Consider the following 16,343-nt stretch of genomic DNA (forward strand, 5'->3'; position numbering starts at 1 on the left):
CTACTTTCTAAATTCAGATAACATTCTATTTAATTCCTTCGTGTTAGAATAAACTTCCTTATAAATTGAATAAAGCTTCTCATATTGCTTAACGTTTTCACTAACTGGTTTATATGAAGCAATTGGCTTAATGAACTCTTCTGCACAAACCTCTAATGATTCAAACCAATTACATCCATAAGCAGCAAGCATCGCCGCACCCATCCCTGGACCTTGCTCGCTTGAAAGCTTACTAATTGTCGCATTAAAAATATCTGCTTGCATTTGAAGCCATATAGGATTTTTTGCACCACCACCAATTGAAATAATCGAATCAATCTTTTTACCGTTATTTCGGAAAATTTCAATTGACTCGTTCAATGAAAAGGTAATACCTTCCATGACGGCCCTCGCAAAATCACTTCTCTTATGTGCTGCATCCATACCGATAAAACACCCTCTAATAACTGAATCCGCATGTGGCGTTCTTTCACCAACCAAATACGGAGTAAACATTAAACCATTTGATCCAATTGAAACGCGATCAACATCCTCTAATAGTTGTTCAAAATTCACACTCTCAGCAAAAGTATCTTTAAACCAGCTTAATGAATATCCTGCGGCTAGCGTTACACCCATTGAATAGAAAGCATCTTCTTTACTATGGTTAAAATAATGAACTTTACCTTTGAAGTCATGTTCCCCATGCCCTTCATAAGAAAGGACAACTCCTGAGGTACCAATACTACAAAGCGTATTGCCTTCTTTTAAAATACCTGAGCCAACTGCGCCACATGCATTATCGGCTCCGCCTGCAAATACCTTCACTTCACGACTAAGTCCCGTCAAATCAGAAACCTCTTTTGTAATTGTTCCAACACAATCATGAGACTCAATAATTGGTGGGCAAAGATGGAAAGGAATCCCGAGTTTTGTACATAATTCTTCACTCCACTGCTTTTCTTTTACGTTTAAAAGCAATGTTCCAGCAGCATCCGAGTATTCAGTATGAATTTCACCAGTCAGACGATAACGAAGATAATCTTTAGGTAATAAAAATACTGCTGCCTGATGATAGATCTCCGGTTCAAATTCCTTTACCCATAAAAGCTTTGGTAAAGTAAAGCCTTCAAGTGCTGGATTTTTCGTTATTTCAAGTAAACGTTCTTTGCCTACTTTTTCATTGATAAATTCACATTGCTTAGTCGTTCTTGTGTCATTCCATAAAATTACATTACGAAGGATTTCATTTTCTTTATTCAATAGCACTAGCCCATGCATTTGTCCTGAGAAACTAATCCCTTGTATATCATTTTGATTACCATTAAAGTCTCTGACTAGTTCAGCAAGTCCATCAATTGTTTTTTCAACCCATTCTTCTGGATTTTGTTCACTATATCCGGATTTCTCTTGTATTAATGGATAGGAGCGAGATACTTCTTGGCATACCTCTCCAGACTGATTAACTAACAAAATTTTTACGGAACTTGTACCTAAATCAATACCTACTACATATTTCATAACAATCATCCTTTTATTGTTTTTGATCGTATCGTATGAGAAAAATGTGCTGGAAATAATGATTTTCCCAGCACATTTTATGGTCAAAAGATTTTTAAACTGTTGCGAATTCAGAAATCGCTTCTAATAAATATTGGTTTAGCACTGATTTAAGACGTTCTTCACGACCAGATTTATTTTGGATATCACCTAAATTTAACGCATATGCTTCAAGAGTTTGGAAACTTGCTTTATTCTCTACGATTTCTTTGCCAATGCCATAAGTAAAGCTGCTATAACGATCTTCAATAAAGCTTTCAAATACTTTATCTTCAATTAGTTTATTAGCTACTAATGTGCCAATTGCAAAGCTATCCATTCCAGCTATATGTGCATGGAATAAGTCTTCTACATCAAATGATCCTCTTCTTACTTTTGCATCAAAGTTCAGGCCGCCTTTTCCTAAGCCACCATTTTTTAAGATTTCATACATTGCTAATGTAGTAGAGTAAAGATCTGTGGGGAATTCATCTGTATCCCAACCAATTAACTTATCACCTTGGTTTGCATCAACTGAACCAAGCATCCCATTCATTCGAGCAACGCGTAATTCATGCTCAAATGTATGACCAGCAAGTGTTGCATGATTCGCTTCAATATTGAATTTAAACTGTTTCTCTAAACCATTAGCTTGTAAGAAAGCCAGTCCAGTTGCCACATCAAAGTCATATTGATGCTTCGTTGGTTCTTTTGGTTTTGGTTCGATTAAGAACTGACCTTCGAATCCAATTTCTTTTGCGTAATCTACAGCCATATGGAAGAAACGCGCAAGATTGTCTTGCTCAAGCTTCATATCTGTATTCAGAAGCGTGTCATAACCTTCACGCCCACCCCAGAATACATAGTTAATTGCACCAAGCTCTTTTGCAACTTCTAAGCCTTTTTTCACTTTTGCAGCTGAATATGCAAATACGTCCGCGTTGTTAGAAGTAGCGGCCCCATTTACATAACGAGGATGAGTAAACATATTTGCCGTATTCCAAAGCAATTTTGTTTTGCTTGTTTTCATATATTCCTTTATCATTTCTACAATGACATCTAAGTTTTTATAAGTTTCACCTAATGTATTTCCTTCAGGGGCAACATCTGAATCATGGAAACAGAAGAAAGGTACATCTAACTTGTCATAAAACTCAAATGATGCTTCTACACGTGCTTTAGCAAGATCCATTCCCGTTAAATGGTTCCAAGGACGTTGCATTGTACCTGCTCCAAATGGATCTGAACCATCTGCAGTGAATGTATGCCAGTAAGCAACTGAAAAACGAAGTAAATCCTCCATTTTTTGGCCATTAATTATTCTTTGAGGATCATAATATTTAAATGAAAATGGATTTTTTGATTTAGGACCTTCGAATTTAATTTTGTTAATATTAGTAAAGTAACTCATGTTTAATTCCTCCTAAAATAGTAGTTTTAAGTTTTATGACTTATGTGAAATGACAATCCATGTACGCAAAACTTTCATATCATCTGGCTCAATTCCTTGTAAGCCAGTCAATTCTCTATTTATTTCAAGATTAGGAGCGTTAGTTACCCACGTGTAGGGCTCTGGGCATAAAAAGCCGCTTCTCCCATCTTTGTTATAAACAACCCAGTGCTTAAAACTTTGGTCAACAGTATAATTAATCTCAATTCCTGTTGATTTGTTCGTTATTTGTGCCGTTTGTAGGCCACTGTTATTGGGGTTAGATAGAAAGACATCATCTAACTCTAGCCCGTACAAGCTCATTCCTTCACCCAACTCATCCTTGTACTCAATATCTTCTAATTCTCCTGTTGGTAAAAGTCGATTATTTAGTTTCCAACGTTTATCGACTGGAAGCTTGAAGATTGAAGTTTCTTCTGGGAATATGAAACTAGTATGATATCCAAAGCCAAACGGTAAAACTTCATTACTTTTATTAATAATTTCGGCTCTTTTAGCGAATAAATTATCATTCAGAATAAAGCTCATCCTTATCACAAAATGATGCGGGAATTGAGCTATTACATCTTCGTGCTTACTTGAATCAAACTCAGTAATAATTTTCACGGTTTGCTCATTAATTTCTACACTTGAGATATTCCACTTTCTTGTGTGAACAAAACCATGAATATGATTCTGCTTGTCCATTTCATTAATTTCAAATTGATACGTTCGTTTGCCAAATCTAAACTTACCTTGATCGATTCGATTTGGAGGGAACAGGATTGGAGTACCGTAAAGAACTGGATTATTCAAATACTCCTCGGTTGAGTTAGGTACTCTTAAAAGCTCAGTATTTGATTTTTTATGAACCATGGAAATCAAGTTTGATCCCCAACCTGGAATAATGATAATCTCCAATTCACTATTACCTGCTTTTATCGCTGGTTTATCTAAAAAAGAGAATTCCTCGGCATAAGTATTCATCTAGATTCCCCGTTCTGTCATTATTTCTGCATTTAGATTTTACTAATCTTACCTTGCCTTTGGTCTATTCGATTAAAGCTATACATACCACAGAACATGAAAATCCAAGCAATTGATACGGCACTAAAGAATGGAATTAGTCCTGGCTGATACAGCAACAAAAATAGGATAGCGATTAGACTAACAAGCATTAGTAAAGTAATGTGAAAATGAAATACACTTAAAAAGAATGCATTTTTTAGATAGTCTTTTAGTTTAAATTCGTAATGTACATATAGTGGGAATATATAAAGGAAAACCATTAAATAAACTGCCGCAATGATTAATAAAGGGATGATGAATATGAACTGGAACACCCCTTCAATCGTTCGAATGTAAAATACATCAAACGCTAGGAAGATTCCACTAAAAATGAATACCAAACCAAGTTTGTTGGAACTTTTAAATTCCTTTAGGAAGACAGTTAGAAATGTTCTCCAAATCGGAAGATCCGTTTCTTTTACGATCCATTTACGAACAATTGTAAAAAGGGCTACCGTAGCAGGGAAAAAACCAAATATGACTAGTCCTGCAATTGTAAAGAGGAACCAAAGTAGATTGACATATGCTAATTTCATAACCCACTCACATAGCGTAAACAATTTTCCCATTGTTTTTCCGAGTATCATTTAATCACCCTCCTTTACGAATTCATCTATAGCTTTATCTAATGTACTTAACCTTTTACTGACCCAGAAGCAATTCCTTCTACAATTCGATTACTTAATATAAGAAAGGCAATTAGGATTGGTAGAATACTAATAACTAACGTAGCTCCGATTGCTCCCCAATCAGTCGTATACTGGCCAATAAAGTTTTGAATACCAACTGTGAGTGTTTTAAATTGATCTGAACTAATAAATGTATTAACGAAGACAAACTCGTTCCAGTTGTAAATCATATTAATAATTGCTGCTGTAGCAATTACTGGTGATGTCATTGGTAAAGTAATCTTAAAAAAGATATGGTTAATTGATGCCCCATCCATAATCGCTGCTTCTTCTACCTCTCTAGGTAGAGCTTCATAAAAACCAATTAAAATCATAATCGTAATTGGCAAGTTAAAAGCTGTGTACGCAAGGATTACCGAAAGTGGATTATCAATTAAATTTATTTTTGTAAAAGTATTAAATAAAGGAATCAGTGTTGAATGGACTGGAATCATTAAACCTACCATAAATAATCCCAATACCCACTTACTTGCTTTCCAATTCATTCTTGTAATTGCGAAGGTTACCATACTTGCTAATACAACCGTTAAAATAACGGCAGCGATTGTATAAGTTACACTGTTAAAGAAATACTGACTAATGTTTCCCTCAGTCCAAACTTTCGTGTAATTTTCCCACTTTGGGCTTTCAGGTAAAGAAAAAGGTGACATATTGAAAACTTCTTGGTTATTTTTTAATGAAAAAAGAAATAGCCATATGATCGGAAATATTTGAAAAATCGCTACGATTATAAGGAAAAGATACATAAATCCGTAAGCAATTTTACTAAAAATACTATTTTTGCTACGGTCAGTTTTCTTTTCAGTTACAATAGCTTGAGATCCTGTAGCCCTTACCGTATCCACCTAAAATCCCCCTTTCTTTTAGTAAATGTCATTATTTGATTCAGTAAACTTACGAATAATCCAAGTAACTACTAAACAAATAACTAATAAGAAAAATCCAATTGCACTTGCATAGCCAAAGTCGAAACCTTTGAATGCTTTCTGATACATATAGGACGCCATTACTTCACTTGAACCATTAGGGCCCCCACCTGTCATTACATAAATTAAGTCAAAATATTTAAGTGATCCAACGACAGCAAGAACAATCGTTACTTTAACAACATTCATTATTAATGGTAATTTTATTTTTAGTGCGATTTGAATTGGTGTTGCCCCGTCTATTCTTGCAGCCTCGATTAGTGAGTCTGGAATATTTTTAAGAGCTGCATAGTAAATCAGAATATAAAAACCGGCGTACTGCCAAATAATCGGAATAATAATCGCATATAATGCTAAGTTAGTTTCTGCTAACCAGGCTGGTGGATTATTAACTCCTAATGCTACAAGTAAGCTGTTTAGAATACCGTTAGTAGGATGATAAATTTTTAGCCAAAGCTGGGCAATTGCAACAGAAGCAAGCAGCATTGGAATAAGATATATTTTTCTAAGAAGGTCTGCACCTTTAATTTTTCCGGCAAGTATAAATGAGATGAACAAGTAACCAATTAAACTAACTGCCGAAAATACTGCTAATAAAAAGGAGTGGAAAGCACTTTTCCAAAATAGAGGATCATGTAATAAGTGGGAGTAATTCTTTAAACCTATGAATTCCTTTTCCCCAATTCCATTCCATTTCATTAAGCCAAAGTATCCAGTTTGTACGATTGGAACGTAAATCAAAGCAAGGATCAGAAAGAGAGCTGGTGTAATATACAAGGCAATTATTTTTTTATTTGACATAGCTTTATTCACTTCGATTCAACTCCTTCCCCTATATTTTAAAATCAAGGGCATATTTTAATGAATCCATATGCCCTTTTCTTTAGTACATCAAAATTTATTTATCTTCTGCCTTTAAAGCTTCCTCATGTTGTTTAGCAAAATCTTTTGGTTTTACTTCATTTCCAAATAGTGATTGGATTAAATTTAAGTGAGTTTCTGCTACAGAAGCACTCATTTGAACGTCAGCAAACAGTGTTAAGCTGCTAGCTTTATTTAATTCATTTAACACGTCAATATATAACGGTGGTAAATTTACTTTTGAAGTATCTACCTTAGTAGCTGGAATTACACCCGCCTTTTCAACAGATTGCTCTCCCCACTTCTCTACAAAGAATTTAACAAAGTCTTTAGCTTCAGCTTTAACTTTTGAATGTTCTGCTACGAATAAACCTACTCCGGGACCACCAACCCAGCTATTAATATTTCCTTTTCCACCTTCATATGTAGGGAATTTAAAGAAACCTACATTGTCTCGGAAATCTTTTGGAATTTCTTCGTTTGTCGTAAAGTTTGGAAGCTCCCATGTTCCCATTAAGTACATAGCTGCATTTCCATTTAAGAATTCAGATTTACCCTCGTCATTCGATAATCCATTAAAGCCTTTATTAAATGCTTTTTCTTTAACTAGGTTTTGAACCTCTGATGCCGCTGAAACAAGTGCAGGATCTTCGAATGTTCCTGTACGATTAATTGCTTTATTTAATACATCAGCTCCACCAATTCTGTCTGCTAAATACATATACCAAAGTGAACCTGTCCAACGATCTTTATTTCCTAAAGCGATTGGAGCAACTCCATTTTTAGCAAGTGTTTTAACAACATTTTGGAATTCACTATAAGTTTGTGGTACTTGAAGGTTATATTTTTCAAAAATTGCTTTATTGTAATAAATTGGAGCGATGTTTAGTTCTAGAGGTAATCCATATGTTTTACCATCAATTGCATATGCTTCTGTTGTTCCGCTTACAAAAGAATCTTTTAATCCGTTATTTAACACATCATCTAAATCAGCAAAAAGTCCACCTTTTACAAATGGTTTCATATACCCTGCTGCCCATGTAAACCCAACATCAGGAAGTTCGTTAGAAGAAGAAAGAACTTTGATTTTATTCTTGTATTGCTCATTTTCAAGAACTTCTACTTCGATTTTTACATCCTTATGCTCAGCCTCATATTGCTTAATAATGTCAGATACAATTATGTTTTGTTGCTTAGAACTCCCAGCTGGCCAAAGATGCATAAACTTAATAACCTTTTTGGAACCGCTTTCAGTTGACGCATTATTAGATTTACCACAGCCAGTTAAAGCAACCATCAGTATAAGAACTAGTGCTAACATTAATGAAGACGCTTTCTTAAACATGTCAAACCCCCATTTTTTTGAATTTTTCGTTACAAGTAAATTCTAGCACTAAAAAAAAACCGCGGTAAGGTAACCACGATTGGATAAAATTCCACTATTTTTGGATTAGGGAATCATCAAGTTCTGACACTTTTCTAAATTTACTAGGGGTAATGCCCTCATAATCCTTAAAGATCTTAATGAAATATTTAGCTGTCTGATAGCCTACTTCTAGTGCAATTTCTTCAATTTGCAAATCTGTTGTCAGTAGACGATTTTTTGCAATTTGCAACCTCTTTCTAGTCATATACTCACTAAATGTTAACCCTACTTGCTCTTTAAATAACACACTAAAATAGCTTGCATTTAGATGTACCGCGTCTGCAACTTCTTTTAATGTAATTTGGTTGCTAATATTTTCATTAATAAAGGTCTTTGCTCCTTTAATTGAGTTAGAGCGGTTAGTAACCTGATCTAGTTTTAATAATTTCTGATCAGTCACTTTTTCCATATATTTAATACGTTCAATATTTGCTTCCTTTTCAAGCGCTTGCTCAATAGCCTCAATTAACTTTTGTTTACTTACCGGTTTTAATAAATAATTTACAACGCCTAGACGAATAGCCTCCTGGGCATATTCAAAGTCAGGGTGCCCAGAAATAATAATTGAAACAAACTTATGGCCTTTATCCTTTAGGTTTTTTAAAAGCTCTAAACCATTCATTTCAGGCATACAAATATCGGTTACTAATAGATGAATTTTTGTTCTGCTCATCTGTTCAAATGTTTCTTGACTATTTTCCGCACTAAGAATTTCAAATTTACCATTTGACCATTTCTCTAATGTTTTTTTTAATCCTTGTCTAGTCGCTTGTTCATCATCAACAATTAAAATAGTTTTTGTATCCAAATTATTCCCCACCTTTGTCTGGAACTTCGAATAATACAGTTGTACCTTTACCGATCTCACTTTCTAAACGAAGACCGCTTAAGTCAGATCCTTCGTAATATAATTTAATTCTTTTATTTACATTAGTAAGCGCCATACCCATCCCTTTAAAGGATGATACATTATCATTTTTAATTGCTAGATTAAGGGCATTAAGAGCTTCTTTATTAATCCCCGGTCCATTGTCCTGAACAGTCACTAATAAATTAGATGAGTTATTAATCCTTTTAATCTTCACTAAAACAATTCCTTGTTCCCGACTACTTTCAATACCATGCATAATGGCGTTCTCAACTAAAGGTTGGATTAGTAGTTTAGGGATTTTAATAGTTAGTAGACTTGGCTCAACAGATATCTCCCATAACAAACGTTCTCCTAATCTCATTTTCATAATCTGTAAATAGCGTTCAATTTGGTCGAGAGCAGCTTGTATAGTTACCCATTCACTACTGTTTGCATTGCCGATTGTATAGCGAAATAAACCTGACATCGCAATCACTATTTCGGCTAAATCCTCCTCACCCCTATCATCTAAAGACCAGTAAAGTGCATTTAGCGTATTATAAAGGAAATGCGGATCTATTTGGGCTTGTAGCGCCTTCAACTCAGTTTGACTACGTAGTAATTCTTTTTCATAAACGACTTGTATTAAATGATTCGTATTTTCTACCATCTGGTTATACGTTCTATTTAATTCAATTATTTCTAATGAAGCTGCGCTTTCCTTGTTAATTTTCAACTCGTCCATTTTCGCATTCTTCATTGTATTTGTAAGTTTTTTTATCGGTCTTGTGATCATTGTTGCTAGAATAATCGAAGATACGACAAAAATAATAAATCCAATCGCACCAGATAAAAGAGTCGCTTTCCTTACCGGTGTTACCGCCTCGTTTAAAAAGCTTGTAGGTTTTAAAATTACAAGGGTCCAGCCTGTTTTTGTAGATGGTTGTGTAACAATCATATATTGTTTTTTATTTACCTTTATCGATTCGTATCCTTCTAATAGAAACTTTTGAATATCAATGCCGTAATTATCCGTTATCGGAGTTAAATCCCTATCAAGAAGCATCATATAGTCCTTCTCCCCAGGAGATAAATTACTTTCTTCAACCTGAAAGTAACTATTAAGAATTCTTACTACTAGGTAGCCTCCATTTGAAAACCATCGATCCATTAAACTTACCCTTCTTATTGCATAAGAATAGTTACTATTTTTAGGATCTTTCCCTACCCACACTAATCTTCCTTTTTCAGCTTCTGCTTCCTTTACCCATTTCTCATCGATTACACTAGATATATTTTTTTCACCGAATGGAAATATACGATTACCTTCCGAAGAATATAGCTCAAAAGAAGAGATTCCATTTGAGTAAGCTAAAAAGTTATTTATTACTCTAATTAATGATTGTCTTTTTGCAAAATCAACACTTTCTCCGTTTTTCAACCCGAGTAATATTTGTTGAATGGTCTCGTTGGTCATTAATTGATTTGATAAAGTGTCAATTTGCTTATACAAGGTTTCCATTCTTCCATTTGCTTCAACAGCCGTTTGTTTGATTTGCTTCTCTGTTGTATCTTCCATTAAAGTTCCAACTTGGTTATATACCATAATGGATACAATGGATAAAACAATCACCATAACAATCAAGAAGACAGCCAATATTTGATTTCGTAAAGTGTTTAATTTTCTTAACTGTAATCTAATTTTGACGATTGTAATCACCTTTTCAGTAGTAAGTTAATGTAAGGGTTTTCTTTAAAATTTATCATACTATATTTAGTATTAGTCTGAATATTAAAAACAACTTTCTAGTAATAACTACCAGATCACTTAAGGGCAAGGTTTGGATAATGGTAATTAGTTAAATAAAAATCAACACGAAAAAAGGGAACCTAAACATATGATGCTTTAGGCTCCCCTTTTCATTTTCTTATTTACTATTCATTAACTTGTTCAACTTTACTCCATTCAGCTTCCTGAAGTGTCCTCCATAAAATTTTCCCACTTGCAGTAGTTGGTAATTTATCAATAAATTCGACATAACGTGGATATTTATAGTTAGCCATATGCTCTTTTGACCAAGCGATAATGTCCTCCTCACTTACTTTGCCTAAATAAATTGGATTTAGGATCACATATGCCTTTACTGTTTCGCCCCTTTTTTCATCAGGCTTACTAACAACACAAGCTTGTTGAATTGCTGGATGTTTGTATAGTAGGTTTTCCACTTCGGTTGGCCACACTTTAAAGCCTGACGCGTTAATCATCCTTTTAACACGATCAACGATAAAATAATACCCTTCATCATCAAATCGACCGATATCTCCTGTACGGAAAAATAGTTTTCCGTCTATTTCAATAAAGGCGTCATTTGTTTCTTCTGGTCGGTTAAAGTAGCCTTTAAATACTTGTGGTCCATTAACAACGATCTCACCAACCTCACCAACACCTAACTGTTTCAGTGTTACTGGCTCAATAATTCTGGCATCTACATCAAATGATGGAATTCCAAGACATTGAAGTTTTGGTCGATCTGGCGGATTAAAATGGGTCTGAGCAATTGTTTCTGATAATCCATAGCCTTCTACGAACTTTAAACCTGTTAATTGGAATAGCTGTTCACCTACTGCTTCTGGAAGAGGAGCCCCACCACCGGCAATATTTACAAGAGACTTGATGTCATCTGTATATAAAATGGGATTTGCTAAAAAGTCGATTAGCATTGTACTAATATTTACCCAATGGGTACATTGATAGTTTTCAATCAGTTTACATGCATGGTTTCGATTCCATCTTGTTAGCAATACCATACTTGAACCAGTGAGAATCGGTGTATGCATTCCATGAACCATTCCTGTAACGTGGAATAGAGGTAAAGTTGAAAAGCTAACGGCATTTGCAGAAATATTCATCCAAACGGCAGATCCTACTACATTTGCTTGTACCGTTTTATGTGTGTGTATACAGCCTTTTGGTAAACCCGTTGTTCCTGAAGTATATGGAAGAACTGCAACATCCTCTGAATTGCCTTCATATAGTGATGGAGTGAGCTGTGTTTGTATAGCATCTTCCCAATAAAATATATTTTCGCTTTGATAAATTTTCTTTGATTGAGTTATTTCAGCCGTTAAGTCAAAAACTAAAGGAATTGTTGGTAAGTACTCAGAGTAAACTGCAACGACTAAATTCTCTAATCCAGTTGTAGCTTGTAAAGATTCAATTTGAGGGGAGAGTTCTTGTCCAATGATTGCGGTTTTAATTTCACAATCATTTATGTAAAATTCAAGTTCATCAGTGGTGTTCATTGGGTTAATTGGTACTACAATTCCTCTTACTCTTAATATTGCATAAAAGGCGATGACATATTGAGGTGAGTTTTGCATATAAAGCATTACACGTTCACCTGGGGAAATTTCTAACCTATGCTCAAGATACCCTGCTAAATAATCAACCTCTTCAAGAAGCTGCTTATACGTTTTTGAAGCACCATAATACTCTATTGCAGTTTTATTTGGATACCTTTTTGCCGAAACGACTAAATTATCATAAAGCGTTGTCTCAGGTAAAGTTAAAGATTTAGAAACCCTTTTTGGCCAATATGCAAAATGTGAAGTACTCATAATTTTTCCCTCCGCTTATTTACCTTTTTTATATTTGTTTTAATACTGACAGCACTTTCTTGTATGTATGAAATTTTAGTCATTAACAAAAAAATTCAGGGTAATTATTCATATACAATCGTTCAATTAGAAAACGCTTACAAAACATTAGCTTTTAATAGGATTTTTTAAATTATTTGAAAGTAAATTGTAAATGAGGTAATTGCTAAGTTTAGTGTGGAAAGGAAAAATAGAATGGAAAATTGAATAGTAAATCATTATCAATATCAACTTTAGACCTTATTATAATGGAAAAGCTTAAATGAATAAATAGTTTTTTGAAAATTTAAAAAATATTTTAGTTTAACCGACATACTGATTTGAGTATCCAAAATTTTTTAAGGAAAATTACATACAATTACTTGTTTCAATAATAACAAGCGAGGTGTTAGCATATGAGAATAGGAATAATCGGTTTAGGAGATATAGCTACGAAAGCCTATCTACCGGTTCTTTCTGAAAAAGAAAAGATCGAGTTGGTGCTTTGTACAAGAAGTAATGAAAAACTAGACCATTTATCCAACAAATATCGAATCAATGAAACTGTTAATACAGTAGATGAATTGTTAGAAAAGAATATTGATGCAGCGTTTGTTAGTACAGCTACGGAAGCTCATTATATGATCACTAAAAAGTTATTATTAAATGGTATAAACGTATATATTGATAAACCTATTTCGTTGAACTTTAAAGAAACTGAACAAATTGTAAATCTAGCCAGAGAACAAGGAAAAATAGCCATGGTTGGATTCAATAGACGATTTATCCCTAGAGTAAGAGAGCTTACTATGCATGGAAAGGCTAGCTTAGTAATCATGCAAAAAAATAGGTTTAACTTTCCTGAACATACTAGAAGATTTGTTGTAGAGGATTATATTCATGTGGTCGATACACTTAGGTATTTAATGTCCACTAATGTAGTTGATTTAAAAATCAATTTCTTAAAAAAAGATAATCTGCTCGAACACCTAGTCATTCATCTTATAGGTGAAGGATGCACGGCTATTGGAATCATGAACAGAAACAATGGTGTTACGGAAGAAATTATTGAATATATGACACCACAAAATAAATATGTAGTGAGTAGTTTAGTCGAAACAACCCATTATCATAATAAAGAAATCAATATTAAGAAATTCGGTGATTGGGAACCAACCTTATATAAACGTGGGTTTTTCCAAATAGTTGATCACTTTCTTGACTGTATAGAACAGAATAAAACACCGGACCCTTCAATAAATGATTCCTTAATCACTCATGAAATTTGCGAAAGAATCGTTCAATATATTGATTCCAATGAATAGTAAATAAAAAACCCGAATAGTAGACTTTTGAGGTCTAATTATTCGGGTTTTATTTGTTATTTATTCTTGTTCAGCCATTGCATCCTTTGGAGTGCCGAATAAATACGTAAGGACGAAACCGCCAGCATAACCAGCAAGTAATCCGATTACATATTGTAGCCACATTCCGTGCGCAATAAGTGGAACTAACGCTACGCCTGAAGGACCAATTGCAATTGCTCCAACATTACCAAACATTCCAATTACTGCACCTCCAATACCACCACCGATACATGCAGTGATAAATGGACGACCAAGAGGTAATGTAACACCATAGATTAGTGGTTCACCAATACCTAAAATACCTACTGGAAGAGCACCTTTAATCATATTTGATAATGATTTATTCTTTTTGCAACGTAACCATAATGCTAATGCTGCTCCAACTTGTCCAGCACCTGCCATTGCTAGAATTGGTAATAATTCTGTTGCACCAGTTGTATTAATTAATTCGATATGAATCGGTGTTAATACTTGATGTAAACCTAACATTACTAATGGTAAGAATCCCATACCTAATATAAATCCTGCAAAAATACCGCCTTTTGCAATAATCCAGTTAATTGAGCCAATTAAGTTATCAGAAATAAATCCTGCGAATGGCATGATGAAGAAAATTGTTAGCAAACCTACTACTAATAAAGCAATCATAGGTGTAATAATGATATCTAAAGAATCTGGAATAACTTTACGTAATTGTTTTTCTAGAATTGATAATAAATATACTGCAAGTAGTACACCAATAATACCACCTTGACCTGGAGCTAATGGATCACCATTAAAAATATTTTTAATTGGTTGATCAGGAAGCATACCTGTTAAAAGTGTTACCCCACCAATTACTCCACCAAGGGATGGTGTCGCCCCGAATTCCTTCGCTGCATTGATACCAACGTAAATTGATAGATAAGCAAAAATTGCGTTTTTTATTACATTTAAAACTGTCACATATTGCGACCAAGTTGCCGCATCAAGGTTTTGAGCAGTAATATTGTTTGATAGAATCGAAGCAATACCAGCAATTAAACCTGCACCAACGAATGCTGGAATTAATGGAATAAAGATATTACCGACTTTTCGTAAGAAATTTTTAAAAGGTGTGTTATTTTTCTTTTTTAATTCAGCTTTAAGATCTGAGCCCTTTTCTTTTAAAGCCGCTGATGAAGTTGCTTGTTTTCCTGATGAGCTATTTTTTAGATGACCAAATTGTTCTGCAACTTTAGTTACTGTACCAGGACCTAAAATAATTTGGTAAGTCTCATCATCAACAGTTCCCAAAACCCCGTTAATTTTTTTAACTTGATCTTCATTGATTAAACTACGATCAGCAACATTAACACGAAGTCTTGTCATACAGTTTGTAAATGAAACTACATTTTCAGTACCGCCGATTGCATCAGCGATTTCAGAAGCTAATCTTTGATATTTATCCATCTTCTACTCCCCCAAAAATTTATTTTTGTATCGCTTTTCGAACAAATCCTTCTGACTTTTTCAATTGCTCAATTGCTTGCTCATAACTAAATCCAGTAAGAATCATAACGATTGCTACTTTTGGACTTTGATTCGACTTCGTTAAATATTCTTCTGCAATTTCATACGTACAAGAAGTTGCTTCCATTACAATACGCTTTGAACGCTCAACTAATTTTTCATTCGTTGATTGAACATCAACCATTAGGTTACCGTATACTTTTCCAATACCAACCATTGATGCTGTAGATAACATATTGCACACTAACTTTTGAGAAGTACCGGCCTTTAATCTAGTTGAACCAGTTAATACCTCAGGTCCATTAACAACTTCGATTGCTATTTCTGCTTCTTGACCAATCTTTGAGCCCTTGTTACAACTAACCGCTACAGTAGAAGCACCAATTTCTTTGGCATATTTTAAACCACCAATAACATAAGGAGTGCGACCACTTGCTGCAATTCCAACTACAATATCATTTTTACTTAACTTAATTTCCTTTAAATCTTCAATTGCAAGTTCTTCGCTATCCTCAGCGCCTTCAACTGCTTTTATAAAAGCTTTTTCTCCACCTGCAATTAACCCAACTACCTCTTCTGGACTTGTCCCAAATGTAGGAGGACATTCAACTGCGTCTAAAAGTCCGATGCGACCACTTGTGCCTGCACCTATATAAATCAGGCGACCCCCACTTTTGAAAGCAGTTACAATTTTTTCAACAGCTTTAGAAATATTAGGGATTTCATTTCGAACGGCAGCGGCAACCTTAGCATCCTCTTCGTTCATTACGGTTAAAAATTCTTCTATAGACATTTCATCTAAATTCATTGTTTTTTCATTTCTTGTTTCAGTTGTTAAATTTTCAAGCATATTTACTTCACCTCAAGTGATTTTTTTATAACTAAATTTAATTTCATATTTATTATAACTATTTTTGAAACAAAATTTCAATACTAAAAGTTCATTAGGAATAAATTTCATATTTTTTATTCAAATTTTGTTCAAATAAATTCATATTTATAAAAATTACTACATAAATTTTTCTTTTAAAAGATGCATAAATCTATAAGTTGTACATTAATTTGTCTAGCAAAAAAGTTTA

13 protein-coding genes are annotated in these 16,343 nt (G+C 34.1%); 1 reads left to right on the top strand and 12 read right to left on the bottom strand.

The annotated features are described in order from the left end of the window. The 10 genes from xylB to ACFVR2_RS14185 form a co-directional block, all read right to left on the bottom strand. Positions 1–1,500 (bottom strand): xylulokinase, encoded by a 1,500-nt coding sequence (gene xylB / locus ACFVR2_RS14140; protein WP_387362658.1) that lies wholly within the window; start codon positions 1,498–1,500, stop codon positions 1–3. Between the two features lie 94 nt (positions 1,501–1,594). Continuing rightward, positions 1,595–2,929: a xylose isomerase gene (gene xylA, locus ACFVR2_RS14145; protein ID WP_387362660.1), complete on the bottom strand. Its 1,335-nt coding sequence runs from the start codon at positions 2,927–2,929 to the stop codon at positions 1,595–1,597. Positions 2,930–2,962: 33 nt separating this feature from the next. Then, positions 2,963–3,934, bottom strand: coding sequence for an aldose 1-epimerase (locus ACFVR2_RS14150; RefSeq protein WP_387362662.1), 972 nt, complete (start codon positions 3,932–3,934; stop codon positions 2,963–2,965). Between the two features lie 32 nt (positions 3,935–3,966). Then, a complete protein-coding gene (locus ACFVR2_RS14155) occupies positions 3,967–4,602 on the bottom strand; it encodes a YesL family protein (protein WP_387362664.1) in 636 nt (211 codons plus the stop codon). 47 nt (positions 4,603–4,649) lie between these two features. After that, positions 4,650–5,477: a carbohydrate ABC transporter permease gene (locus ACFVR2_RS14160; RefSeq protein WP_387362816.1), complete on the bottom strand. Its 828-nt coding sequence runs from the start codon at positions 5,475–5,477 to the stop codon at positions 4,650–4,652. 90 nt (positions 5,478–5,567) lie between these two features. Next, complete coding sequence (locus ACFVR2_RS14165) at positions 5,568–6,443, bottom strand: carbohydrate ABC transporter permease (protein WP_387362666.1); 876 nt, start codon at positions 6,441–6,443, stop codon at positions 5,568–5,570. Between the two features lie 85 nt (positions 6,444–6,528). Further along, on the bottom strand, positions 6,529–7,836 hold the full coding sequence (locus ACFVR2_RS14170) for an extracellular solute-binding protein (protein WP_387362668.1): 1,308 nt from the start codon (positions 7,834–7,836) through the stop codon (positions 6,529–6,531). Positions 7,837–7,930: 94 nt separating this feature from the next. Beyond that, complete coding sequence (locus ACFVR2_RS14175) at positions 7,931–8,725, bottom strand: response regulator transcription factor (protein ID WP_387362670.1); 795 nt, start codon at positions 8,723–8,725, stop codon at positions 7,931–7,933. Between the two features lies 1 nt (position 8,726). Continuing rightward, positions 8,727–10,346 (bottom strand): sensor histidine kinase, encoded by a 1,620-nt coding sequence (locus ACFVR2_RS14180; RefSeq protein ID WP_387362672.1) that lies wholly within the window; start codon positions 10,344–10,346, stop codon positions 8,727–8,729. 356 nt (positions 10,347–10,702) lie between these two features. Then, positions 10,703–12,385, bottom strand: coding sequence for a long-chain fatty acid--CoA ligase (locus ACFVR2_RS14185; protein WP_387362674.1), 1,683 nt, complete (start codon positions 12,383–12,385; stop codon positions 10,703–10,705). 434 nt (positions 12,386–12,819) lie between these two features. On the opposite strand from ACFVR2_RS14185, the gene ACFVR2_RS14190 reads away from it, so the two are divergent. Further along, positions 12,820–13,728 (top strand): Gfo/Idh/MocA family protein, encoded by a 909-nt coding sequence (locus ACFVR2_RS14190; RefSeq protein ID WP_387362676.1) that lies wholly within the window; start codon positions 12,820–12,822, stop codon positions 13,726–13,728. Positions 13,729–13,788: 60 nt separating this feature from the next. Here the strand turns inward: ACFVR2_RS14190 and ACFVR2_RS14195 are convergent, their stop codons facing one another. Next, a complete protein-coding gene (locus tag ACFVR2_RS14195) occupies positions 13,789–15,201 on the bottom strand; it encodes a PTS transporter subunit EIIC (RefSeq protein ID WP_387362678.1) in 1,413 nt (470 codons plus the stop codon). 19 nt (positions 15,202–15,220) lie between these two features. After that, on the bottom strand, positions 15,221–16,111 hold the full coding sequence (gene murQ, locus ACFVR2_RS14200; RefSeq protein WP_098565828.1) for an N-acetylmuramic acid 6-phosphate etherase: 891 nt from the start codon (positions 16,109–16,111) through the stop codon (positions 15,221–15,223). Positions 16,112–16,343 lie beyond the last annotated feature (232 nt).

Origin of the sequence: Gottfriedia sp. NPDC057991, assembly GCF_042886615.1 — a bacterium.
In the GTDB taxonomy this organism is placed as follows: domain Bacteria; phylum Bacillota; class Bacilli; order Bacillales; family Bacillaceae_G; genus Gottfriedia.